The sequence below is a fragment of the Aeromonas sp. ASNIH8 genome (assembly GCF_002919855.1).
Taxonomy (GTDB): domain Bacteria; phylum Pseudomonadota; class Gammaproteobacteria; order Enterobacterales; family Aeromonadaceae; genus Aeromonas; species Aeromonas caviae.
The window spans coordinates 44,862-68,875 of the sequence record NZ_PQLN01000011.1; the positions used below are offsets into that span (position 1 = coordinate 44,862).

The window sequence follows — 24,014 nt, forward strand, 5'->3', positions numbered from 1 at the left end:
GCCGCCGCATTCATTTAGGGGACAGTGTGGGAAAAGTCATTGCCATAGCCAACCAGAAGGGTGGAGTGGGTAAAACCACCACCTGTGTGAATCTGGCCGCCTCCATGGCCGCTACCCGGCGCAAGGTGCTGGTGATCGATCTGGATCCGCAGGGCAATGCCACCATGGGCAGTGGCGTCGACAAGTACGATGTCGAACGCACTGCCTATGAACTGCTGATCGAAGATGCCCCCATCGGCGAGGTGATCATCCCCGAAACCTCGGGAGGCTATCACCTGATCGCCGCCAATGCCGACGTGACCGCGGCAGAAATCCGCCTGATGGAGTTTTTTGCCCGCGAGATCCGCCTGCGCAACGCCCTGGCCTCGGTCAGGGACAAGTACGACTACGTCTTCATCGACTGCCCGCCTTCTCTCAACATGCTGACGGTGAACGCCATGGCCGCCGCCGACTCCGTGCTGGTGCCCATGCAGTGCGAATACTATGCGCTGGAAGGGCTGACCGCCCTGGTGGACACCATCAGCAAGCTGGCAGCCGTGGTCAATCCGGAGCTGAAGATCGAAGGGGTGCTGCGCACCATGTTCGATCATCGCAACCGGCTGGCCAATGATGTGTCCGATCAGCTGAAACAGCATTTCGGGGACAAGGTCTATCGCACCATCATTCCCCGCAACGTAAGACTGGCGGAGGCGCCGAGCTTTGGCGCGCCAGCCATGCACTATGACAAATCATCGGTGGGGGCCAAGGCCTATCTGGCCCTGGCTGGCGAGATCCTGCGCCGCCAGGAGCAGGAGTCCCAGCCGCTCACCGCAGATCGAGAGAGCATATGACGCCGAAGAAACGTGGGCTGGGCAAGGGGCTGGACGCCCTGCTCAGCACCAGCACGGCCGCCCGCCAGAAACAGGTGATGAGCGACCAGCGCACCGAACAGGCCATGGCCCCGACCAATCAGGGGGAATTGCGCAAGCTGCCGGTGGAGTGGCTGCAGTCCGGCAAATACCAACCGCGCAAGGATATGTCCCAGGATGCGCTGGAGGAGCTGGCCAACTCCATCCGTGCACAAGGGGTGATCCAGCCCATCGTGGTTCGCTCCATCGGTGAAAACCGTTTCGAAATCATTGCTGGTGAACGCCGCTGGCGCGCCTCCCAGCTGGCCCGTCTCGAAGTGGTGCCCTGCCTGGTCAAGGATGTCGCCGACGAGGCGGCCGTCGCCATCGCACTCATCGAGAACATCCAGCGCGAAGACCTCAATGCCATCGAGGAGGCGGTGGCCCTGCAGCGGCTGCTGACCGAGTTCGAGCTGACCCACCAGCAAGTGGCCGAAGCGGTGGGCAAGTCCCGCACGACAGTCACCAACCTGCTGCGCCTGAACCAGCTCAACGAGGATGTGAAGCGCTTCGTGGAGCACGGCGATCTCGACATGGGCCACGCCCGTGCCCTGCTGGCCCTGAGCGGCCAGGCCCAGTCAGAGCTGGCCAAACTGGTGGCCCAGAAGGGGCTGACAGTGCGAGATACCGAGAAGCTGGTGCAAAAAGCACTGGAACCGGCAAAAACCAGGGTTGAACCCGTCCGCGATCCGCAGTTTGGTTATCTCGAGCGCCAGATTTCTGAAAAAATTGGCAATCAGGTGCAACTTCAGCCGGGCAAGAAAGATAGCGGCAAGTTAGTAATAAGTTACGATAACTTGGCAGATTTGGACCGGGTATTGGGCTATTTTGGCCTGTCAGAATCGTGATTTTTACGCTTTTTGTAGTAATAAAACATCCATTACTTTCGATATGAACATAACCTTAATTTCGCGCGGAAAGCCGCAAAAATTAAGGATTTTTGCCATGTTGCAATAGCCGTCTTCACGGGTATAATTTGACCGGCTTTTCGAGCTGTGAACCTGGGGTCTTCGGATCCCGATTTTTTACAGTTCTGTAATGTTCAGGGGTAGGTTGGTGAAGCAGAAAATAGCCTTGGAAGGTTTGACGCTGGCCTTGGCTATGCTCGTTTGTCAGCTGGTCCTGATCCTGGCGATCGCCACCGTCTGGTTTTATCAGGCGGGAGAGTTCGCCGGACAATCCTCTCTCTACGGAGGGGGGATGTACTGGGTTCCTCAAGCCCTGTTCACGCTCTGGGTTCTGCGCCGCAAGGTGACGAAAGAGAGCGTAGGCCTGGTTTTGCGGGACTTTTATGGTGGGGCAGGGATTAAGCTCATTACTACAACAGGACTTTTCGCCCTGCTGTTTGGCGCCGGGATTGAGGTCGACACCGCCTCGTTCTTCGCCACTTATATCCTCGCCCTCGTTGTACAGTGGATAGTTTCATTCACGCTTAACAACCACTATTAGGAAAACTCATGTCTGCAACCGGAGAAGTCCTGACTCCTCAGGGATATATCTCCCACCACCTGACCCACCTGCAGGTAGGGTCCGGGTTCTGGACGGTGAATATCGATTCCATGATATTTTCCGTCGTGCTAGGCGCCCTGTTTATCTGGTTGTTCCGCAAGGTTGCCGTCAAGGCCACCAGCGGTGTGCCCGGTAAGCTGCAGTGCTTTGTGGAGATGCTGGTCGAGTTTGTGAATGGTAACGTCAAGGACATCTTTCATGGTCGCAACAAGGTCATCGCACCTTTGGCCCTGACGGTGTTCGTGTGGATCTTCCTGATGAACTTCATGGACCTGATCCCCGTTGACTTTATCCCTCACGCTGCACAGTTGATGGGTGTTCCCTATCTGCGTGTGGTTCCCTCTGCTGACGTTAACATCACCATGTCCATGGCTTTGGGCGTGTTCTTCTTGATCCTGTACTACAGCATCAAGGTCAAGGGTATCAGCGGGTTCGTGAAGGAGCTGACGCTTCAGCCTTTCAATCACCCTGCTGCCATCCCGGTTAACTTCATCCTTGAAACCGTCACGTTGATTTCCAAGCCTGTTTCATTGGGTCTGCGACTGTTCGGCAACATGTATGCTGGCGAACTGATCTTCATCCTGATTGCGGGTTTGTTACCCTGGTGGTCACAGTGGATCCTGTCCGTGCCTTGGGCAATCTTCCACATCCTGATCATCACTTTGCAGGCGTTTATCTTCATGGTTCTGACCATCGTCTATCTGTCGATGGCGCAGGAAGACCATGGTTGATGCAACTCAAATAATCCTTTTTATACAATCAATTACATCTAAATAAATGGAGATCCTCATGGAAAACTTGAACATGGACCTGCTGTACATCGCTGCTGCAATGATGATGGGTCTGGCGGCTATCGGCGCCTCCATCGGTATCGGTATCCTGGGTGGCAAGTTCCTGGAAGGTGCAGCCCGTCAACCTGACCTGATCCCTGTTCTGCGTACCCAGTTCTTCATCGTGATGGGTCTGGTGGATGCGATCCCGATGATCGCCGTTGGTCTGGGTCTGTATGTGATGTTTGCGGTTGCCTAAGTCATTACGACTCACGCAGAACCCATTAACTAACTAAAGAGGACATCGGCTGTGAATATCAACGCCACCCTCCTCGGCCAAGCAGTTGCTTTTTTCATCTTCGTAGTGTTTTGCATGAAGTACGTATGGCCGCCGCTGATGGCTGCCATCGAAGCCCGTCAGAAAGAAATCGCTGACGGCCTCTCTTCTGCAGAGCGTGCCAAGAAAGATCTGGAGCTGGCCAAGGCCAACGCCACCGATCAGCTGAAAGAAGCCAAGCTTCAGGCTGCTGAAATCATCGATCAGGCCAACAAACGCAAGGCCCAGATCATTGATGAGGCCGCTGTCGGAGCCCAAGCTGAGCGGGAGAAAATCCTGGCTCAGGGCCGTGCAGAGATCGAAGCTGAACGTCATCGTGCCAAAGAAGAACTGCGCAAGCAGGTTGCTGCTCTTGCCATCGCGGGTGCAGAGAAGATCCTGGCACGCCAAATCGACCAGGCTGCCAACAGCGACATCGTCGACAAACTGGTAGCAGAACTGTAACGGGAACGGGGCTATGTCTGAACTGACTACAATCGCTCGCCCCTACGCCAAGGCTGCTTTCGAGTTTGCCGTTGAGCACAAGGCGGTTGACCAATGGCTGGAGATGCTCGATTTCGCCGCTCAGGTGGCAGAAAACGAGACCATGCACAGCCTGGTAAACGGCTCCGTTGCTGCCGAAGAACTGGCAAAGCTGTTTGTCGGTGTCTGCGGTGAGCAGCTCAACGAGCACGGTCAGAACCTGATCCGGGTGATGGCCGAGAATGGTCGCTTGGGTGTGCTGCCGGCGGTCGTTGCCGAATTCGTCGCGCTCAAGGCTGAACTGGACAAAGAAGTTCAGGCTGACGTGATTTCGGCGATCGAACTGACCGACCAGCAGAAAGCCAATATTCAGGCTTCTCTGGAACAACGTCTCGCGCGCAAAGTGAAGCTGAATTGCAGCACAGATGCGTCCTTGATGGCCGGGGTGCTCATCAAGGCCGGTGATCTCGTTATCGACGGCACGGTCCGCGGTAAGCTGGATCGCATGGCCGATGCGCTGCAATCTTGATTGGGGTATTAGAGCATGCAACTGAATTCCACTGAAATCGCCGAGCTGATCAAGCAGCGCATTGCGCAGTTTGATGTCAAAAGCGAAGCGCGTAACGAAGGTACCATCGTTTCTGTAAGCGACGGTATCATTCGTATCCACGGTCTGGCCGATGCCATGCAGGGTGAGATGATCGAGCTGCCGGGCAACCGCTTCGCTCTGGCATTGAACCTGGAGCGTGACTCCGTTGGTGCCGTAGTAATGGGTCCCTATGCCGATCTGGCCGAGGGGATGAAGGTAAAGGGTACCGGCCGCATTCTGGAAGTGCCGGTCGGTCGTGGTCTGTTGGGCCGGGTGGTCAACACCCTGGGTCAGCCGATCGACGGTAAGGGTCCGGTAGACAACGACGGCTTCTCGCCGATCGAAGTGATCGCCCCGGGCGTTATCGAGCGTAAGTCTGTTGACCAGCCAGTCCAGACCGGTCTGAAAGCCATCGATGCCATGATCCCTATCGGTCGTGGCCAGCGTGAGCTGATCATCGGTGACCGCCAGGTTGGTAAGACCGCCATCGCCATCGACACCATCATCAACCAGAAAGATTCCGGCATTAAGTGCGTCTACGTTGCGATCGGCCAGAAGGCCTCCACCATCGCCAACGTGGTGCGCAAGCTGGAAGAGCACGGCGCCCTGGCCAACACCATCGTGGTCGTGGCTTCTGCCTCCGAAGCGGCTGCTCTGCAGTACCTGGCTCCCTACGCCGGTTGCTCCATGGGCGAGTACTTCCGTGACCGCGGCGAAGACGCACTGATCATCTATGATGACCTGTCCAAGCAGGCCGTTGCCTATCGCCAGATCTCCCTGCTGCTGCGCCGTCCGCCTGGACGTGAAGCTTACCCGGGTGACGTCTTCTATCTGCACTCCCGTCTGCTGGAGCGTGCTGCTCGCGTCAACGCCGAGTACGTAGAGAAGTTCACCAATGGTGCCGTGAAAGGCCAGACCGGTTCCCTGACCGCCCTGCCGATCATCGAAACCCAGGCCGGTGACGTCTCCGCGTTCGTTCCGACCAACGTGATCTCCATCACCGACGGCCAGATCTTCCTGACCTCCCAGCTGTTCAACTCCGGTATTCGTCCGGCGGTTGACCCGGGTATCTCCGTATCCCGTGTGGGCGGTGCTGCTCAGACCAAGATCGTCAAGAAGCTGTCCGGTGGTATCCGTACCGCGCTGGCCCAGTACCGCGAACTGGCGGCATTTGCCCAGTTCTCTTCCGACCTGGACGATGCCACTCGCAAGCAGCTGGATCACGGTCAGAAAGTCACCGAGCTGATGAAGCAGAAGCAGTACTCTCCGATGAGCGTGGCCCAGCAATCCCTGGTGCTGTTCGCCGCCGAGAAGGGTTATCTCGCCGATGTCGAACTGAGCAAGATCGTCGACTTCGAAGCCGCTCTGCTCTCTTACGCCAATACCCAGCATGCCGAGCTGATGGCTGAAATCAATGCCAAGGCCGACTACAACGACACGATCGTTGGCAAGCTGACTGCGTTGCTGGATGACTTCAAGGCAACCCAGACCTGGTAAGCGTGTGTGGCAGCGCAAGCTGCCACCTGATGGAGAGAAGAGATGGCCGGCGCAAAAGAGATACGTAACAAGATCGGGAGTGTGAAGAACACTCAGAAGATCACCAGCGCTATGGAAATGGTGGCAGCGAGCAAGATGCGCCGTGCGCAGGAACGCATGTCTGCCAGCCGTCCGTACGCTGAAACCATGCGCAAGGTGATCGGCCATATCGCTCAGGGGAACTTGGAATACAAGCACCCCTACCTCATCGAACGTGAGGTGAAGCGAGTGGGTTACATCGTCGTCTCCACCGACCGTGGCCTGTGTGGTGGTCTGAACATCAACCTGTTCAAGGCTGCCCTCAATGATATGAAGCAATGGAGCGCGAAAGGTGCCAAGGTTGACCTGGCATTGATCGGTAACAAGGCCTCCAACTTCTTTGAACGGCACGGCGCCAAGGTGAAAGCCCACGTCTCCGGACTGGGTGACAACCCGAGCGTCAATGACCTGATCGGTTCAGTGAAGGTCATGCTGAAGGCTTACGACAACGGTGAGATTGACAGGCTGTATCTGGTGTACAACAAGTTCGTCAACACCATGGTTCAGCAACCAAAAGTCGATCAACTGCTGCCTTTGCCCGTAACAGAAGACAGCAAGCTCGCCAAGAAGCACCACTGGGACTACCTCTATGAGCCGGATCCCAAGCAACTGCTGGATACCCTGCTGATTCGCTACGTCGAATCCCAGGTCTACCAGGGTGTGGTAGAAAACTTGGCAAGTGAACAGGCAGCCCGAATGGTTGCCATGCAAGCCGCGACTGACAACGCCGGCAACCTGATTAACGATCTGCAACTGGTATACAACAAGGCCCGTCAGGCCAGTATTACCCAGGAGCTCACAGAGATCGTTTCCGGTGCTGCTGCGGTGTAAGGCAAGGGTTATCAAAGGTTTAGAGGATTTGACATGAGTAACGGTTTCATCGTCCAAATCATCGGCGCTGTGGTGGACATCGAGTTCCCGCAGAATGCCGTGCCCCAGGTGTACGATGCACTGAAGGTTGTCAGCGAAGGCCAAGGCCAGGGTCTGGTACTGGAAGTTCAGCAACAGATCGGCGGCGGCGTCGTGCGTTGCATCACCATGGGTTCCTCCGACGGTCTGCGTCGTGGGTTGGAAGTAGTTAACAGCGGCAAGGCCATCCAGGTACCGGTCGGTACCTCGACCCTGGGCCGTATCATGAACGTACTGGGCGACCCCATCGACGAGAAGGGTCCGATCGGCGAAGAAGAGCGTTGGTCCATCCACCGCGAAGCCCCCAGCTACGAAGATCAGTCCAACAGCACCGAGCTGCTGGAGACCGGCATCAAGGTTATCGACCTGGTATGTCCGTTCGCCAAGGGTGGTAAGGTTGGTCTGTTCGGCGGCGCCGGTGTAGGCAAGACCGTCAACATGATGGAGCTGATCCGTAACATCGCGATCGAGCACAGCGGTTACTCCGTGTTCGCCGGTGTAGGTGAGCGTACCCGTGAGGGTAACGACTTCTACCACGAGATGATGGAGTCCAACGTACTGGACAAAGTATCTCTGGTTTACGGTCAGATGAACGAGCCGCCCGGAAACCGTCTGCGCGTGGCGCTGACCGGCCTGACCATGGCCGAGAAGTTCCGTGACGAAGGTCGTGACGTGCTGTTCTTCGTGGACAACATCTACCGTTACACCCTGGCCGGTACCGAAGTATCCGCACTGCTGGGCCGTATGCCCTCCGCAGTAGGTTACCAGCCGACCCTGGCCGAGGAGATGGGTGTTCTGCAAGAGCGCATCACCTCCACCAAGACTGGTTCCATCACCTCCGTACAGGCCGTTTACGTGCCTGCGGATGACTTGACCGACCCGTCTCCGGCGACCACCTTCGCCCACCTGGATGCGACCGTCGTACTGTCCCGTCAGATCGCGGCTCTGGGTATCTACCCGGCCGTTGACCCGCTGGACTCCACCTCCCGTCAGCTGGATCCGCTGGTGGTTGGCAAGGAGCACTACGAGACCGCTCGTGGCGTTCAGACCGTACTGCAGCGCTACAAGGAGCTGAAGGACATCATCGCCATCCTGGGTATGGATGAACTGTCAGAAGAAGACAAACTGACCGTAGCCCGTGCCCGTAAGATCGAGCGTTTCCTGTCCCAGCCGTTCTTCGTGGCCGAAGTATTTACCGGTTCTCCGGGCAAATACGTGCCGCTGAAGGAAACCATCCGTGGCTTCCAGGGCATCCTGAAGGGCGAGTATGACGATCTGCCGGAGCAGGCGTTCTACATGGTTGGCGGCATCGACGAAGTCGTCGAGAAGTCCAAGAAACTGTAAGCCTCGATAGGAGGGCCCATGGCTGAGATGATCTCCTTTCACCTGGATGTGGTGAGCGCCGAAGGAAAACTGTTTTCCGGTCGCGTGCAATCTGCCCAGGTATCAGGCTCCGAAGGTGAGCTGGGTCTCCGCCACGGTCATGCTCCGTTGCTGACTGCCATCAAGCCGGGCCTGGTCCGCTTGATCAAGCAAAATGGTAGCGAAGAGGTGCTGTACATCTCCGGCGGTATGCTGGAAGTACAACCCGAAGCCGTGACCGTGCTGGCCGATACTGCCATTCGCGCCGACGATCTGGATGAGGCGAAAGCCCAGGAAGCCAAGCGTCGTGCCGAAGAGCGGATCAACAGCTCCCATGGTGATATCGACTATGCTCAGGCGTCTGCCGAGCTGGCCAAAGCGATGGCCCAGTTGCGGGTTATCGATATCGTCAAAAAGAATTACCGTTAATCACGGTGATGCAAAAAGCGACCTTCGGGTCGCTTTTTTTTTGCCCGTTGGATAGACTCCGCCCAGCATTTCCACCTGTTTCAAAGGTTAGCTATGTCTCTCAACGTCGTGATCCTGGCTGCGGGCAAAGGCACCCGCATGCGTTCCTCCCTGCCCAAGGTGCTGCACCCCGTTGCCAGCAAGCCCATGGTCTCCCATGTGATCGAGACCGCCCGCCAGATCGGTGCCGAACAGCTGCACCTGGTCTATGGCCACGGCGCCGAACTGCTGAAGGAGCGGATCCAGGCATCCGACCTGAACTGGGTGCTGCAGGCCCAGCAACTGGGGACCGGCCATGCCGTGGCCCAGGCCATTCCGTTCTGGCATGACGAAGACGACGTGCTGGTGCTCTACGGCGATACCCCGCTGATCCAGCCCGAGACCCTGCAACGGTTGCTGGCGGCCAAGGCCGACGATGGCATGGCGCTGCTGACCGTGGTACTGGACAACCCGACCGGCTATGGCCGCATCGTGCGGGAACACGGCCAGGTGGTCGGCATTGTCGAGCAGAAGGATGCCAACGCCGAGCAACTCGCCATCCGTGAAGTGAACACCGGCGTGCTGGTGGCCAACGGCGGCCAGCTGCGCAGCTGGCTCTCCCGCCTGGACAACAAGAATGCCCAGGGCGAGTTCTACCTGACCGACGTCATTGCCATGGCCCACGGTGACAACTGCCCCATCGCTGCAGTCCATCCGGACAGCGCCATGGAAGTGGAAGGGGCCAACAACCGGGTGCAGCTGGCGGCGCTCGAGCGCAGCTACCAGCAGATGCAGGCCGAGAAGCTGATGATCGCTGGCGCCACCCTGATCGATCCGGCCCGTTTCGATCTGCGGGGTTCCCTGGAAATCGGGGAGGAGGTGGTGATCGACGTCAACGTCATCATCGAAGGCAAGGTGGTGCTGGGCAATCACGTGCGCATCGGTGCCGGCAGCGTATTGAAGGATTGCGTGATCGGCGACCACTCCGAGGTGAAACCTTACTCCGTCATCGAAGGTGCGCAAATTGCCGACCAGTGCTCGGTCGGGCCCTTTACCCGCCTGCGCCCGGGTGCCGTGCTGGAGCAGGATGCCCATGTCGGCAACTTCGTCGAGATGAAGAAGGCCCGGCTGGGGGTTGGCTCGAAGTGCGGTCATCTGACCTATCTGGGCGATGCGGAGATCGGTGCCAAGGTGAACATCGGTGCTGGCACCATCACCTGCAATTACGACGGGGTGAACAAGTTCCAGACCATCATCGAGGACGATGTCTTCGTCGGCTCCGATACCCAGCTGGTGGCGCCGGTGAGGATCGGCAAGGGGGCGACTCTGGGGGCCGGCTCCACCATCACCAAGGATGTGGCGGAAAACGAGCTGGTGATCACCCGGGTGCCCCAGCGCCACATTCCGAACTGGCCCCGTCCGGTCAAGAAGAAGTGATGCCCGATCAATGAAATGCAAACCGGCGCCCGAGGGCGCCGGTTTTTTTGCTTATGGCTGATGGCTGGTGTTACTGGTCGATGGCTGGGGGGCCGCCCATGCGGTGGCGGAGGGACTGCTCTCCATCACCTGATACCAGTCGAGCTTGCGAGTCAGCCCCATGACAAGCGCCAGGGTGGCGAACAGCAGCAGGGCGCCGAGCAACAGGGCTGTCTCCTCGGCCTGCAGCAGCCCGAACAGGATGGCGTAGACCAGCCCCAGCAGGGCGGCGAATCCCATGCCCTGTTTCGGGCCGCCCAGCACATGGCTCAGGTAGAAGCCGTTGAGGGCCACACTGGCCAGGGCGGCAATGAGATAGGCCCAGATAAAGCCGAGATGCTCGGTCAGCGCCAGCAGCACCAGATAGAAGATGGCCAGCCCCATGCCCACCAGCGCGTACTGGATGGGGTGTACCCGCAGCCCCTTGAGCAGCTCGAACATGAAGAAGCTGATGAAGGTGAGGCCGATGAACAGCAGGGCATATTTGGCGGCCCGCTCGTTCAGCTGATAGTGATCCACCGGTTGCACCAGGCTGACGCTGAATGACGGCAGTTTGGTGCCCGCTCCCTTCATCATGCGGTTGAAGCGGCTCTCCATGTCGGTGGCGAACCAGCTGGTCTGCCAGCTTGCCTCGAACCCTTGATCCGCAAGGGTGCGTTCACCGGGCAGAAAGTCGCCGAGAAAATTGGGATGGGGCCAGTTGCCGCTCAGGTGAAACCGGCTGTCCTGTCCGAGCGGCACCACTTCCAGCGCGTTCATGCCCTGCAGATCCAGCTCGATGTGAAAGCGGCCATCTTCGTCTGGCAAGGCGTCGAGCGGAGCATGGATCCCCACTCGCCCGTCCCCCAGCTGGGCACCAGGGGCAAACGGGATGCGTTGCTCCCCCCATTGCAGTTCGGGTACGCGGCTGATGCCCCGGGCATCGGAGAGGATCAGGCTGATATAGGGTTTGCCCGGCACCAGGGCGGGATCTGCCGGGTCGAAGCTCAGGTTCGGGTTGCCGGCCACCAGCCCCTTGTCAGCCTGGCTGGTGGGCATCAGGCCGGAGAGGGAGAGGCGACTGTGATAAATCTGGGCCTGATAGATACCGAGCTTGCGCGGGGTCACCTCCATGCTGGCCCGCACGTCCAGCCTCTGGGGCAGCTGGTAGCGATAGACCTGCTCCTTGCGAACGAAATGTTTGCCATCCTGCTCGACGGTGACGGTCCGGGTATAGGGCTGTACCAGTACGGGCCCCATCAGGCGCTGGGGCCCGCTGTGGCTGGCCATGATGCTGTGAATGGCCTGACTGCGATAGGCCTGGCGCTCCCGATTCAGCTCCATGATGGCGTGAACCGGGATCATCATCAGCAGGCAGAGCAACAGCAGCAGGGCGATCTTGTGGGTGAAAATCTGTTTGACCATGACACGTCTCCTTGTTGTTGAACGGGAGTGTGCCGGGGTCGCGTGAAGGGAGGATGGGGCAGTGTGAAGTGGTGGTGAAGGGGGATAAAAAAACCGGCGCCAGGCGCCGGTGTTGCTGGCATCAGAGTGTCTTCAACCGGGCCGGCAGGGAGGCGAACACCTCCTCCCTGGCCCTGAGGGAAGCGAACTGCTTGCCCGGCTTCTGGATAACGGTGTGGACGAAGATGAGCGTCTTGTCCTGTTTGCTGGCCCAGCCGACGAACCAGCCGATCTGCTGCTCCCTGTCCAGGCTGCCATCCAGCAGCTTGGGGTAGCCCATGCCGGTCTTGCCGTGGATCTGCCAACCGTCGATGTCGGGCTGACGCATCAGGTTGGCGGTATGACGCAGGGTCTGGGCGGAGACCGGCAGCTTGCCGCTCACCATCTTGCCAAGGAAGCGGGCTTGCTCCTGGGGGCTGATGGCGAGGCTGGTGCTGAGCCAGGCCTGGGTCAGACCGTCGTGCTTGCCCGGGTTGCCTTCGAGATCCCGGTTGCCGTAGTCGAAGCTGTCCACGTAGTGCTGGAAGCGAGCTTCTCCCAGCCACTCGGTGAGGCGCTGCGAGTACCAGATGACCGAGAATTGCATCCAGCTGCTCGGGGTGGTGGTCTGTTTCCACTCCGGCAGGAAATCAGGATCACCGGCCTTGAACGGCAGGGCCGGCAGTTGTTCATCCACCAGGAAGCCGCTGTCATAGCCCATCAGTGCCAGCGGGATCTTGAAGGTGGAGGCCGGGGTCAACTGGGCGGCACAGTCCCCCTGGGTGCTGACGGGTTTGCCGGTTCCATCGGCAAACAGCATGCAGCCAGAAGCGGCGCTGGCAGGCAGTGCACAGAAGAGGCCGGCGGCAAGCAGACCGGACAACAGCATACGGGGCATATCTATCTCCTTGATTAATACGAATGCGCATCGACGGGGAAGGTCGTCATCGAGGAGGTGCAGCTTAGCCCGGCTCTGTGTGCTTGGTGTGAAGTGTCCTCAGTTGCCGGGCAGCCAGAGTGTGGCCAGCACCCCCCCGTCCGGCTGATTGGCAAGGGCAAGATGGCCGCCGTGCTGGCGTGCCACCTCCATGGCAAAACTGAGCCCGAGGCCGCTGCTCTTGCCCTTGTCTGGCCTTGGCAGGGAGTAGAAACGCTCGAAAATCCTGGGCAGCGCAAAGTCGGGAATGCCTGGCCCCTGATCCCGCACCCGGAAGCAATAACCCCCCTCCTCCATGGCGCCGCTCAGCACCAGGGTACTGCCGGCGGGGGCGAAATCGAGGGCGTTGTCCAGCAGGTTGCCAAGGGCCTGCTCCACCAGCAGGGGATCCCACTTCTGCTTCTGACCTTCCCCCAGCTCGGCGTGCAGGGCGATCTGGCGGCGCTGGGCCTGGATCTGGCGGGCATCGAGCACCCGTCTGCCCAGCCGGGCCGGCTCAACGGATTGTCTGTCCAGCCCCTGCCCTGATTCGAGGCGGGCGAGTTGCAGCATGCGTTCGATCAGCTGCTGCATGCGGGCCGTCTCCAGATTGATGTTGCCGATGAAGCGCTTTGCGATGTCCGGCGGCGGCGCCTCGGCCAGGATCTCCCCCGCCCCGCGAATGGCCGCCAGCGGGCTTTTGAGCTCGTGGGTCAGGCTGTGGACATAGGCCTCGATATAGGCCTTGCCGTCCAGTTGGCGGCGCATGGTCTCCAGGGAGTGGCCTAGCCTGTCCAGTTCGGGGCTGTAGAGGCGCGGCAGGCTGGCGGGCTGACCCTGGCTGATTGCATCCGCATAGTGCACCAGCTTGCCGATGGCGCGGTTGAGCCACCACACCAGCAAGGCGCCGATGAGCAGCGAGATGAACAGCAGCAGGGCCGCCCCTTTCAGCAACTGGTGTTCGCTGCGCTCTATCATGGGCTGCAGGGTGCTGTTGGGCTTGGCGACGGTGAGGGAGCCGATGATCTCGACCCCTTCCCGCAGCGGAGCTGCCACATACATGGTCGAGCTGGCAGCATCGTCGGGATCGGTGCGGGTGCTGCGGGCGCCATATTCGCCACGCAGGGTCAGGTAGACGTCGTTCCAGCGCGAGTAGTCCTTGCCCAGATCCACCCCGTCCGAGTCGTAGACCACCCTGCCTTTTGCGTCGGTCACATAGATGCGGTACTCCGCCTGCTGCTTGAGGTGGCCATCGATGAGGGCATTGATGGGACTCTGGTTGAGGCGGGCGAAGGCGCTGGCCAGCCGGCCATTCGCCATCTTTCCTTCCTGCATGTCGTCCAGGGCCAGGGGGGCCAGCATCTGCGCCATGTCCACCAGGGTATCTTCGGTGGCGCTGCGTACCCCGGGCTTGATCTCCTCGACGAAGATCTCCAGCACGAACCAGGCGGCCAGGGCGAAGATCAGCACCAGGCCGCACAGCAGTTGCAATCCGATTCTCATCTCATCCCCCTGCCGATGCCCGGCCACCCTGAGTTCATGCCAGCTCCAGACTGTAGCCCAGCCCGCGGTGGGTCAGGATCAGGTTGGCGTCAGGATCCCGCTCCCGCAGCTTGGCTCTCAGGGTCTTGATGTGGGTGTCGACGGTGCGATCCAGACTCTCTTCCGCATCCTGCCACACCAGGTCCATCAGCTGCTGGCGGGAGTAGACCCGACCCGGCGCCAGCATCAGGGTCTTGAGCAGCAGGTACTCATAGCGGGTGAGCGTCAGGGGCTGGCCCAGGAAGCAGATTCGTGCCCGCTCCTCGTCCAGGGCGAGTGGCTGTATCGGCTGGGAGGGGGCGGGCTGGCTGCGGCGCAGGATGACCCGCACCCGGGCACACACCTCACGAGGCGAGAAGGGTTTGGCCACATAGTCGTCTGCCCCTATCTCCAGCCCGATCAGCCTGTCTATCTCCTCGCTGCGAGCGGTGAGAAACATCAGGGGAATATCGGTCAGTGCCCGCACCCGCTTGCACAGTTCGAAACCGCTGATGTCCGGCAGCCCCACATCCAGGATCAAAAAATCCGGTCGCGTCTGTTCCAGTCGCGCCAGCAACGGCTGACCGAGGGGGAACCACTCCACCTCGAAACCATCGGTCTGCAGGGCATAGATCAGGGTATCGGCAATGCTGGCTTCATCTTCCACCAGCCAGATGAGTCGTTTTTGCATGGCATCCTCGTCGCAAATCAGCTGCCCCATTCTGGCATCGAACCAAATCGGATCCTATTTGCCGTTTGATTTTTCCCGAAAAGGCATTAATATTTCGTCATTCTTTCGAATCGAAACTTATAAATGACCAAACGCAACACACAGCAGCGCCGTCACACCATAGTGAGTCTGGTGCAGGAGCAGGGGGAAGTCAGCGTCGATGCCCTGGCCAAACACTTCGCCACTTCCGAGGTGACCATCCGCAAAGATCTGGCGGTGCTGGAGACCGGTGGCCTGTTGCTGCGTCGCTACGGCGGTGCCGTTCCCCTCCCCAGCGAGATGGTGGTGGACAGCAACCCGGAACAAGTTTCGAATCGAAAGCTTGCCATTGCCCGCGCCGCCGCCGAGCGGATCCGCGATCACAACCGCGTCATCATCGACAGCGGCAGCACCACCAGCGCCATGATCCCCATGCTGGGCAACAAGCGCGGCCTCATTGTCATGACCAACTCCCTCAATGTGGCCGGTGCCCTGCGCGAGCTGGAAAACGAACCCACCCTGCTGATGACTGGCGGGACCTGGGATCCCCACTCCGAATCTTTCCAGGGGAAGGTGGCGGAGCAGGTGCTGCGTTCCTATGACTTCGACCAGCTCTTCATCGGTGCCGATGGCATCGACCCGGAGCGGGGCACCACCACCTTCAACGAGCTGGTGGGCCTCTCCCGGGTCATGGCCGAAGTGTCGCGGGAGGTCATCGTCATGGTGGAGTCGGAGAAGATCGGCCGAAAAATCCCCAATCTCGAGCTGCCCTGGTCCGGCATCCATACCCTGGTGACCGACGAGGGGCTGAGCAATGCGGCCAGAGAACAGATTCAGGCCAGGGGGATCACGCTGATTTGCGCCCCCGTGGCCGTGTGATTTGAACAAACCATTATCCAACCGAATTAACGTCTTACGTTTCAAGGAGAAGTGTATGTGTGGCATCGTCGGGGCCGTCGCCCAACGTGATGTGGCTGAAATCCTGGTAGAGGGCCTGCGCCGTCTGGAATACCGTGGCTACGATTCGGCCGGTGTTGCCGTGTTCAGCGCCAACCAGCCGCTGCAGCGGGTGCGTCGCCTCGGAAAGGTGGCCGAACTGGCCAAGGCACTGGAAGAGCAGTCCGTCCACGGTGGTACCGGCATTGCCCACACCCGCTGGGCTACCCATGGCGAGCCGTCCGAGCGCAATGCTCACCCCCACGTCTCCGAGCATATCGTGGTGGTGCACAACGGCATCATCGAGAACCACGAAGAGCTGCGGGAAGAGTTGAAGGCGCTGGGCTATGTGTTCAGCTCCGACACCGACACCGAAGTGATTGCCCACCTGGTGCACCACGAGCTGAAATCCGCCCCCAGCCTGCTGGCGGCCATGCAGGTAGCGGTGAAGCAGCTGCGCGGCGCCTACGGCACCGTGGTGATGGACAGCCGTGACGACAGCCGCGTGGTGGTGGCCCGCTCCGGCTCCCCCCTGGTGATCGGCCGCGGCATCGGCGAGAACTTCATCGCCTCCGACCAGATGGCCCTGCTGCCGGTGACCCGCCGCTTCATCTTCCTAGAAGAGGGCGATGTGGCCGAAGTGACCCGCCGCGACGTGCATATCTTCGATACCGACGGCCATGCCGTGGTACGCGAGGAGCTGGAGTCCGAACTCTCCCACGACGCCGGTGACAAGGGCGAGTATCGCCACTACATGCTCAAAGAGATCCACGAGCAACCCAAGGCCATCACCAACACCCTGGAAGGGCGTCTGGGTGGTGATCACGTGGTGGTCGAGTCGTTCGGCAATGGTGCGCGCGCCATCTTCGACAAGGTCGATCACGTGCAGATCGTCGCTTGTGGCACCTCCTATCACTCCGGCATGGTGGCTCGCTACTGGTTCGAAGAGATCGCCGGCGTCTCCTGCGACGTGGAGATCGCCTCCGAGTTCCGCTATCGCAAGTCGGTGGTGCGCCCCAACAGCCTGCTGGTGACCCTCTCCCAGAGCGGCGAGACCGCCGATACCCTGGCGGCCCTGCGTCTGGCCAAGGAGTCCGGCTACATGAGCTCGCTGGCCATCTGCAACGTGCCGGGCTCCTCCCTGGTGCGTGAATCGGATCTGGCCTTTATGACCCGAGCCGGTGCCGAAATCGGCGTGGCCTCCACCAAAGCGTTCACCACCCAGCTGGCCGGTCTGCTGATGCTGGTGGCCTCCATCGGTCGTTGCCGTGGCCACCTGAGCACCGCCGCCGAAGCTGAGCTGGTCAAGGCGCTGCAGGCCCTGCCGCTGCGCATCAAGGAGAGCCTGGCGCTGGCCAAGGATATCGAGGCCCTGGCCGAAGAGTTTGCCGACAAGCACCACAGCCTGTTCCTGGGTCGCGGCAGCCAGTACCCCATCGCCATGGAAGGGGCACTCAAGCTCAAAGAGATCTCCTACATCCACGCCGAGGCCTATGCCGCCGGTGAGTTGAAGCACGGTCCGCTGGCGCTGATCGATGCCGAGATGCCCATCATAGTGGTGGCGCCGAACAACGATCTGCTGGAGAAGCTCAAGTCCAACGTGGAAGAGGTGCGTGCCCGTGGCGGTATCCTCTACGTCTTCGCCGATGCCGATACCGGCTTCAAGAGCGACGAGACCATGCGGGTGATGAGCCTGAACCACGTGGAAGAGGTGATCGCGCCGATCGTCTATACTGTGCCGCTGCAGCTGCTCTCCTACCATGTTGCCCTCATCAAGGGTACCGACGTGGATCAGCCGCGCAACCTGGCAAAATCCGTGACGGTGGAATAAGCCGTCGCCGGAAATGAAAAAAGAGCCGCATTGCGGCTCTTTTTGTTTTGGCAAAACAGGCTATGACAGCCGCAGGTTGGTGATGGTGACGTCGTCCAGGGAAGGCACAATGATGCCGCTGGAGATGCTCTTGGCAATCGCCTGGTTGCGGTTGCGCGAGTCCGTCTTGTTGGTGACCTGATTGAGGTGGAAGTTCACGGTTCGCTCGCTGATGCCGAGGATGGTGGCGATCTCCCAGGAGGTTTTGCCCTCGCTGGCCCAGAAAAGGCACTCCTTCTCCCGATCCGACAGCTCGGCCAGGTATTTCATCAGGTCTGGTCTGGCCTTGATGAGGGTCAGGGCCGAGTTGAAGATGTAGCTGGCACAGAATGACAGCAGGGGAACGTTTTCAAACATCAGATCGGAATTGGACTTCTCCTTGCTGATGAAAGAGAGGATGCCGTGTTCCCCCTGAGGTGTGTGCAGCGGGAAGGAGACGCCGTTCCTCACCCCGAAGTCGGCGGCGAGGTTCATCACCTCCCTGCTGGCGCTGGGCAACCAGGGGGCATCGCAATCGAGCTTGTTCCAGAAGATGGGCTGGGTCTGCTTCAGTCCCAGGAAGACGACCGGATCCTGGGTCAGGTAGTGCCGTTCCGAATAGGCATCAAACCAGCTGGTGGGGCAGTTGTTGAACAAGGCCACATGGGATTTCTGCATGCTGATGGGGAAAATAATCAGCAAACGGAAGTAATCAAACCCCATCTGATGACTGAAGCGCTCCAGTTGTTGCTGGATCTCGCTGGTCTTCTTCGCCTTGGTGAACCGATCTATGTGTTCCCAGATCGCATCGTTAAACATGTAAGTCTCCTTTTTCGATCACTTATCTTGCTGATCGAAAAGACATTTTTTAGTTATTTAAAATGGTGTTGCGACTACCAACGCCAGTTATTCCCGTACTTGTCTAAAAAGTATCCTGTTTTTTCGGCCAGAGGCCAAGAAAATCATCTGATTGCCAGTGACCCTACTCTTTGAGACAATGAGAATAGTTATCATTGTTAAGATTTATATCATGAACAAGTTTTGGGGTCTGGCCTTGTTACCCATGGCCGTTCATTGCGTCGTGTCCGCCGACGAGGTGGTTGCGCCAGCATTGAAGAACAGTATCGCCGACGGGAAAGCCTCCCAGCTGCGTGTGGAGAAAGCCGCCGATGGAGCCGTCGCCGCCAGGATTGAGCTGCAAAATGCCCAACTGCAACTGCGGGATCTGGAAGCCTACAACCGCTACATGCAGTCTCTGGTGGCCGATCAGCAAAACGAGCTGGGCAAGCTGAACCAGCAGTTGGAGGCGGTACAGGAGACCAGACAGGGGCTTGTCCCCCTGATGCTGCAGATGCAAGCCGATCTGGAACAGCTGGTACAGGATGACATCCCGCTGCGCAGGGAGGATCGTCTGGCGCGGGTTGCTGCCTTGAAAGCGACGCTGGCAAGAGCCGATGTGAGCGAGGCGGAGAAGTTCCGCCAGCTATTGCAGGCCTATCAGATTGAAGCCGAATACGGCAGCAGGCTGGACCATTATTCCGCCGAGCTGGTGCTGGATGGCGCACCGCGCCGGGTCGACGTGCTGGCACTGGGCCGGGTCTCCCTGCTGGCGATGACCGCCGATCGCTCCCAGGCGTGGCGCTGGTCTGCCGAGCACAAGCAGTGGCAAGCCCTCGACGGCCAGTGGCTCTCCCCCATCGCCGAGGCGTTGGAAATGGCTGCCGACAAGAAAGTTCCCCAGTTGTTAAATGTCCCCCTTTCCGTCAGCCGTGGTCAGGAGGCCCAGTCATGAGCGTCACCATGAAGTGGTTACCCCTTGCCCTCGCCCTCTCTCTGGGCACCACAGCCGCCGTGGCCGAGGAAGCCTGGCAGCAGCAGGAACAGGCCCGTGAGCAGAAGGCTCAGCAGGATCTGGCGTCTGTCTCCAGGGAGCTGAGCAGTGCCCGTGCCAAGCTGGCCGAGGCCCAGCGCCTGAGCAAGGAGCTGGCCAGCCAGTTCGCGGCCAATGAAAAGCAGCTGGTGGAGCTCAATACCCAGTGGGAGCAAGCCTCCGGCGACATGAACGACATCTTTGCGGTCACCCGTCAGGGGGCAAGCGATGCGGTCAAGCTGCTGAGCGAATCCGCCGTCGAGGGCCAGTATCCTGATCGCCTCGCCCCGCTGAAAACCATGGCACAGGATAAACAGGTGCCTGATCGCGCCGCCCTTGCCCTGCTGCCAGCCACCTTGCTACAGGAGATCCGCGAATCGGGCCGGGTTGCCCAGTTCAACGGCAAGGTGCTTGATGCCCAGGGCGTTGCCAGCGAGCAGACGTTGACCCGGATCGGCAGCTTCACCCTGCTGGGCGATGCTGGTTTCTTGCAACCGGAGGCCGAAGGCCTGAGTCCGGTGCTGGGCCTGCCAGGCAGCGTGCTTTCCGCTGTGGCCGCTTATCAGGGTCAGGAGGGAGAAGCGTTGCCGCTGGATCCCTCCCACGGTGTTCTGCTCGATATGCTGGCCCAGGCGCCCACCTTCTGGCAGCAAGTCCAGCAGGGCGGCCAGGTCGGCGCCATCATCGTGCTGCTGGCCGCTATCGGCCTGGGGATCGCTGGAGTACGGCTGTGGAGCCTCTCTCGCGAACTGGGTCGGGTTCGTCGCCAGCTCAAGAGCGGTGAATATCATGCCGACAACGCCCTCGGCCGGGTGCTGACGGTGGCTGACAAGCATCCAGAACTGAGCATGGAGACCCTCGAACTGCGTCTGGATGAGGCGATCCTGCAGGAGACCCCTCGCCTGGAGCGCGGCATCGGCATGGTCAAGGTGATCGCGGCCATCGCCCCCATGCTGGGTCTGCTCGGGACAGTGACCGGTATGATCGGCACCTTCCAGGCCATCACCCAGTTCGGTACCGGCGATCCCAAGATCATGGCGGGCGGCATCTCCATGGCCTTGGTCACCACGGTGCAGGGTCTGGTAGCGGCCATTCCGCTGATCCTGGCCCACAGCCTGCTGCAGTCCCGTTTCACCGAGCTCTCCAACGTGCTGGAACAGCAGGTGGCCGGGATCCTGGCCGAGCGGGCCGAAAGCAATGGTGACAGGGTGGAGCGGGTAGCATGATGCTCGACATCTGGCAGCAGTTGCAGAGCTTCATGGGCCGTGGCGGCCCGGTGCTCTGGGTCATTCTGGCCTTGCTGGTGCTGATGTGGATTCTGATGATCGAGCGGCTGCTCTACCTCAACCTGGGGTTTGCACCGTTGCAGCGTGAGCTGCTGGGCCGCTGGCAGGCGCGTCGCGAGCGTCACAGCTGGCACGCTCGCGCGATTCGCGGGCGCTGGCTGGCAGAAGTGGAGCTGGCGCTCAACCGTCATCTGATCTTCATCCGCACCCTGGTGGTGCTCTGCCCCATGCTGGGGTTGCTGGGTACAGTGACCGGCATGATAGGCGTATTCGATGCGCTGGCTGCGGCCAACCGCTTTAACCCGGAGAGCATGGCGGGCGGGATCTCACGCGCCACCATCCCCACCATGGCAGGCATGGTGGTGGCCCTCTCCGGCGTGTTGTTACTTAGCCGGCTCGAGAGTCAGGCCAAGCGTGCGCTGGCCAAGACCCGGGACGGCCTGCGAGAAGAGAAGGTAATGCAATGAGACGGCAATCCAAACGCCAGCGCGATGAAGTGCAGATCGACATGACCCCCATGCTGGATATCGTCTTCATCATGCTGATCTTCTTCATCGTGACCACCTCCTTCGTGCGCGAAGCCGGGCTTGAGGTACACAGACCCCAGGCCAGCCAGGCCAAGGCGCAGAAATCGTCCAGCATCATGCTGGCGATCGGCGCTCAGGGGCAGATCTTCCTCGACCGCAAACAGGTGGATGTGGAGCGGGTGCAGGCCACCCTCGCCCGACTGTTGGCGGAGCAGCCCGAGGCAAGCCTGGTTATCCAGGCCGACGAGCGGGTACCCCACGGCAAGGTGGTGCGGGTGATGGATGAAGCCAAGGCGGCAGGCATCGCCAACATCGCCGTGGCGGTGGCACCGAAATGAAACACAAGTTGATGAGCCTGGGACTGGGGATCGCCCTCAGTCTGGGCATCCTGTTGTTCATGGCCACCCTGGTGGAGCCGCCCGGAGGGGAGAAGGCGATCACAGAGCAGAAATCCATCGTCATCAACATGCAGAACGAGGTGACCGAGGTACAGGTGCGTGAACGGCCGGTACCCCAGGAGCCGGAACCCTTGCCGGAGCCGCCTGCCGCGCTGGCTTCGACACCGCTGCCCATGCCGGCGGCGGCCCCGTTGCCTTCGGTACAGCCGAGCCTGGATCTGGTCTCGACCCTGAGCGCGGTACAGGTCTCTGCCCCTGGCGTGGCGACCAGTCCCACTCCGGTCGCGAGCGGCAATTTCCATGGTCAGCAGCAGGGTACCGGGATCGGTGCCGGCGACATGCTGATGCCGCTGCAACGGGTTGAGCCTGTTTATCCCTACCGGGCCCAGCAGGCCGGCATCGAGGGGTCCGTGACCTTGCGTTTCAGCGTCGATGCAGACGGCCGGGTACAGGATGTGGAGGTGGTCGAGGCGAAGCCGAAGCGTCAGTTCGAGCGAGCGGCCATTCAGGCGATCAACAAGTGGCGCTATCAGCCGAGGCCGGGCGCCACCGACAAACTGGTGCAAGTCATCACGCTCAAATTCAAATTGGAGTCATAACCATGTTGCGGATCTGGATCTGTCTGCTGGCCCTGGTCAGCCAAGCCTGTCTGGCGATGGAGGTGAGCCTTCATTTCTCCCGCCAGCTGGAGCCCGTGATGAAGCTCTATCAATCCGGCCAGTGGCAACAGGCCCAGAGCAAGGCGGCTGTGCTCAAACCCGGTTCCGAGGCTGAGCACGCCTGGCTGGCGCAGTTACAGGCCTCTCTGGCCGCCAATCTGCAGCATACCGCACAGGCGAGTCGCTACGTGGAGCAGGCTCTTGCCTATAAAGAGTGGCCAGAGCAGCAACGACTTCAGTTGTTGCGTCTGCGCGGGGATATCCAGGCCCAGCAATCCAACTGGTCCGGCGCCATCGCCAGCTACAAGGCCGCATTGGCCATCAAGGCTGACGATACCTTGCGTCTGCGCTTGGCTGGCCTCTATTACCACAACAAGCAGTACGGCGAGGCAGCCAGCCAGAGTGAACAACTGTTGAAGAAAAGCTGGCAGAAGCAGGCAGCCATCATCCGCCTCTCCTCCCTCACTGCATTGCAGCGTTACGGCGTGGCTGCGGATCAGGCCGAAGAGTTGATCCGCCGCGAGCCGAAAGAGAGCAAGTGGTGGCAGCAGGCGGTGTCGCTCAATCTCTCCGCCAAGTGTGGTGATCGAGCGCTTACACTGCTGCAAACCGCCATCGACCGTCAACTGATGGATGATGCCGCCGCCCGCAACCAGCTGATCCGCCTGTATGCCTGGCAGGGACTGCCCTATCGCGGTGCGCGTCTGCTGGAGTCTGCCATGGCCAAGGGACAGATGAAGCAGAACGCGGAGAATCGCCAATTGCTGGCCCAGTTGTGGGAAGGGGCACGTGAGTGGCCGAAGGCTGTGGACAGCTGGCAACTGCTTGCCCAGGAACATGCTCACCCCAAGGCCGCCATGCGTGCCGCCGAACTGCTGCTGCAACAGGGCAAGACGGATGCCGCCATGACCCAGCTCGCGGCCATCAAGTCAGTGAAGGGAGAGCAGGGCAACAGAGCCAAGGCCCTGCTGGTGCAGGCACACCTCAATAAAGAACAATATGCTCAGGCGCTGGTGTTGGCTCGCGAGCTGCAACAGCAGAACAACTGGCAAGACAGGGCGACCAGCTGGGTCAACTACATTCAGGCCCAGACTGACGGTATGAACAAAAAAGCGGCATGAAACTGGGGTAAACTCTCATTTCATGGGGTTTAGCCTGCTTTTTCAGCAAACGAGCGCATTTTTACAAAAAGCCCTTGTCATCCCGGCGCGGCTCCCTATAATGCGCCCCTACCAGCACGGCGGACCACGCCAACCTGATGAGCCAGCTTCCTTAGGAAGTGGGCGCCGAAAGAAAAGCGAAAACAACCGCTTGACTTTCGAAGTGAGGAGTGTAATATGCGCCTCCTCAACGCGATAAGCGTGACGCTCTTTAACAATTTGAATCAAGCAATCTGTGTGGGCACTCACAGCATCGAGCATCAAAAACAATTTTTGATTTTCAATGTCTGATGAAGTGACCAAAGCAACGAAAGTTGCAGCAGTTAATTCAGCAATTCATTGAGCCGCTTTTCGAAGCAACCAAACTTAAATTGAAGAGTTTGATCATGGCTCAGATTGAACGCTGGCGGCAGGCCTAACACATGCAAGTCGAGCGGC

Annotated in this window: 25 protein-coding genes and 1 rRNA gene; 21 read left to right on the forward strand and 5 right to left on the reverse strand. The window is 59.8% G+C overall.

All coding sequences use genetic code 11. The annotated features are described in order from the left end of the window. Positions 1-26 precede the first annotated feature (26 nt). The 12 genes from C3418_RS04840 (at position 27) to glmU (ending at position 10,284) form a co-directional block, all read left to right on the forward strand. Complete coding sequence (locus tag C3418_RS04840; RefSeq protein WP_029313362.1) at positions 27-830, forward strand: ParA family protein; 804 nt, start codon at positions 27-29, stop codon at positions 828-830. Beyond that, the gene (locus C3418_RS04845) at positions 827-1,735 is read left to right on the forward strand and encodes a ParB/RepB/Spo0J family partition protein (protein WP_010672268.1); all 909 of its coding nucleotides are present in this window, start codon (positions 827-829) and stop codon (positions 1,733-1,735) included. Before C3418_RS04840 ends, C3418_RS04845 begins: the two co-directional genes overlap by 4 nt. A gap of 190 nt (positions 1,736-1,925) precedes the next feature. Further along, a complete protein-coding gene (locus C3418_RS04850; RefSeq protein WP_010672267.1) occupies positions 1,926-2,336 on the forward strand; it encodes an ATP synthase subunit I in 411 nt (136 codons plus the stop codon). A gap of 8 nt (positions 2,337-2,344) precedes the next feature. Continuing rightward, positions 2,345-3,127: a F0F1 ATP synthase subunit A gene (gene atpB / locus C3418_RS04855; RefSeq protein WP_010672266.1), complete on the forward strand. Its 783-nt coding sequence runs from the start codon at positions 2,345-2,347 to the stop codon at positions 3,125-3,127. A 58-nt stretch (positions 3,128-3,185) separates the two neighbouring features. Then, positions 3,186-3,425, forward strand: coding sequence for a F0F1 ATP synthase subunit C (gene atpE, locus C3418_RS04860; protein ID WP_010672265.1), 240 nt, complete (start codon positions 3,186-3,188; stop codon positions 3,423-3,425). Positions 3,426-3,476: 51 nt separating this feature from the next. Next, entirely contained in the window at positions 3,477-3,947 is a 471-nt protein-coding gene (gene atpF / locus C3418_RS04865) for a F0F1 ATP synthase subunit B (RefSeq protein WP_010672264.1), read from the forward strand. 13 nt (positions 3,948-3,960) lie between these two features. After that, positions 3,961-4,494 carry a F0F1 ATP synthase subunit delta gene (gene atpH / locus C3418_RS04870; RefSeq protein WP_010672263.1) on the forward strand — a complete coding sequence of 178 codons (534 nt, stop codon included), beginning with the start codon at positions 3,961-3,963 and terminating at the stop codon, positions 4,492-4,494. A gap of 15 nt (positions 4,495-4,509) precedes the next feature. Continuing rightward, entirely contained in the window at positions 4,510-6,051 is a 1,542-nt protein-coding gene (gene atpA / locus C3418_RS04875; protein WP_041214174.1) for a F0F1 ATP synthase subunit alpha, read from the forward strand. A 42-nt stretch (positions 6,052-6,093) separates the two neighbouring features. Further along, positions 6,094-6,960: a F0F1 ATP synthase subunit gamma gene (gene atpG, locus C3418_RS04880; RefSeq protein ID WP_010672261.1), complete on the forward strand. Its 867-nt coding sequence runs from the start codon at positions 6,094-6,096 to the stop codon at positions 6,958-6,960. 33 nt (positions 6,961-6,993) lie between these two features. Further along, positions 6,994-8,382, forward strand: a complete 1,389-nt coding sequence (gene atpD / locus C3418_RS04885) for a F0F1 ATP synthase subunit beta (protein ID WP_010672260.1) — start codon at positions 6,994-6,996, stop codon at positions 8,380-8,382. An 18-nt stretch (positions 8,383-8,400) separates the two neighbouring features. Then, entirely contained in the window at positions 8,401-8,829 is a 429-nt protein-coding gene (locus tag C3418_RS04890) for a F0F1 ATP synthase subunit epsilon (RefSeq protein ID WP_010672259.1), read from the forward strand. 93 nt (positions 8,830-8,922) lie between these two features. Further along, positions 8,923-10,284 carry a bifunctional UDP-N-acetylglucosamine diphosphorylase/glucosamine-1-phosphate N-acetyltransferase GlmU gene (gene glmU / locus C3418_RS04895; RefSeq protein ID WP_103858079.1) on the forward strand — a complete coding sequence of 454 codons (1,362 nt, stop codon included), beginning with the start codon at positions 8,923-8,925 and terminating at the stop codon, positions 10,282-10,284. 51 nt (positions 10,285-10,335) lie between these two features. Here the strand turns inward: glmU and creD are convergent, their stop codons facing one another. The 4 genes from creD to blrA form a co-directional block, all read right to left on the reverse strand. Further along, positions 10,336-11,727, reverse strand: coding sequence for a cell envelope integrity protein CreD (gene creD, locus C3418_RS04900; RefSeq protein ID WP_103858080.1), 1,392 nt, complete (start codon positions 11,725-11,727; stop codon positions 10,336-10,338). Between the two features lie 121 nt (positions 11,728-11,848). Further along, positions 11,849-12,643, reverse strand: a complete 795-nt coding sequence (gene blaOXA, locus C3418_RS04905; protein WP_103858081.1) for a class D beta-lactamase — start codon at positions 12,641-12,643, stop codon at positions 11,849-11,851. Positions 12,644-12,742: 99 nt separating this feature from the next. After that, positions 12,743-14,164 (reverse strand): beta-lactam sensor histidine kinase BlrB, encoded by a 1,422-nt coding sequence (gene blrB, locus C3418_RS04910; RefSeq protein ID WP_103858086.1) that lies wholly within the window; start codon positions 14,162-14,164, stop codon positions 12,743-12,745. A gap of 34 nt (positions 14,165-14,198) precedes the next feature. Next, positions 14,199-14,873 carry a beta-lactam response regulator transcription factor BlrA gene (blrA, locus tag C3418_RS04915; protein ID WP_010672254.1) on the reverse strand — a complete coding sequence of 225 codons (675 nt, stop codon included), beginning with the start codon at positions 14,871-14,873 and terminating at the stop codon, positions 14,199-14,201. Positions 14,874-14,996: 123 nt separating this feature from the next. Here blrA and C3418_RS04920 point away from each other — a divergent pair, with 123 nt between their 5' ends. Both C3418_RS04920 and glmS read left to right on the forward strand, forming a co-directional pair. After that, positions 14,997-15,770: a DeoR/GlpR family DNA-binding transcription regulator gene (locus C3418_RS04920; protein ID WP_103858082.1), complete on the forward strand. Its 774-nt coding sequence runs from the start codon at positions 14,997-14,999 to the stop codon at positions 15,768-15,770. A 55-nt stretch (positions 15,771-15,825) separates the two neighbouring features. Then, the gene (gene glmS, locus C3418_RS04925) at positions 15,826-17,658 is read left to right on the forward strand and encodes a glutamine--fructose-6-phosphate transaminase (isomerizing) (RefSeq protein ID WP_103858083.1); all 1,833 of its coding nucleotides are present in this window, start codon (positions 15,826-15,828) and stop codon (positions 17,656-17,658) included. A gap of 60 nt (positions 17,659-17,718) precedes the next feature. Here glmS and C3418_RS04930 read toward each other — a convergent pair whose 3' ends face one another. Continuing rightward, positions 17,719-18,495: a LuxR family transcriptional regulator gene (locus C3418_RS04930; RefSeq protein WP_010672236.1), complete on the reverse strand. Its 777-nt coding sequence runs from the start codon at positions 18,493-18,495 to the stop codon at positions 17,719-17,721. A 211-nt stretch (positions 18,496-18,706) separates the two neighbouring features. Here C3418_RS04930 and C3418_RS04935 point away from each other — a divergent pair, with 211 nt between their 5' ends. The 7 genes from C3418_RS04935 to C3418_RS04965 form a co-directional block, all read left to right on the forward strand. After that, a complete protein-coding gene (locus C3418_RS04935) occupies positions 18,707-19,468 on the forward strand; it encodes a DUF3450 domain-containing protein (protein WP_041214169.1) in 762 nt (253 codons plus the stop codon). Then, complete coding sequence (locus C3418_RS04940; RefSeq protein ID WP_103858084.1) at positions 19,465-20,772, forward strand: MotA/TolQ/ExbB proton channel family protein; 1,308 nt, start codon at positions 19,465-19,467, stop codon at positions 20,770-20,772. Before C3418_RS04935 ends, C3418_RS04940 begins: the two co-directional genes overlap by 4 nt. After that, positions 20,769-21,299, forward strand: coding sequence for a MotA/TolQ/ExbB proton channel family protein (locus C3418_RS04945; RefSeq protein WP_010672233.1), 531 nt, complete (start codon positions 20,769-20,771; stop codon positions 21,297-21,299). The genes C3418_RS04940 and C3418_RS04945 overlap by 4 nt, the downstream gene beginning before the upstream one ends. After that, on the forward strand, positions 21,296-21,697 hold the full coding sequence (locus C3418_RS04950; protein ID WP_010672232.1) for a biopolymer transporter ExbD: 402 nt from the start codon (positions 21,296-21,298) through the stop codon (positions 21,695-21,697). The genes C3418_RS04945 and C3418_RS04950 overlap by 4 nt, the downstream gene beginning before the upstream one ends. Then, a complete protein-coding gene (locus C3418_RS04955) occupies positions 21,694-22,356 on the forward strand; it encodes an energy transducer TonB (protein ID WP_103858085.1) in 663 nt (220 codons plus the stop codon). The genes C3418_RS04950 and C3418_RS04955 overlap by 4 nt, the downstream gene beginning before the upstream one ends. 2 nt (positions 22,357-22,358) lie before the next feature. Continuing rightward, positions 22,359-23,537: a lipopolysaccharide assembly protein LapB gene (locus tag C3418_RS04960; RefSeq protein ID WP_181023065.1), complete on the forward strand. Its 1,179-nt coding sequence runs from the start codon at positions 22,359-22,361 to the stop codon at positions 23,535-23,537. Positions 23,538-23,944: 407 nt separating this feature from the next. Continuing rightward, positions 23,945-24,014 (forward strand): 16S ribosomal RNA (locus C3418_RS04965); the annotation flags it as partial.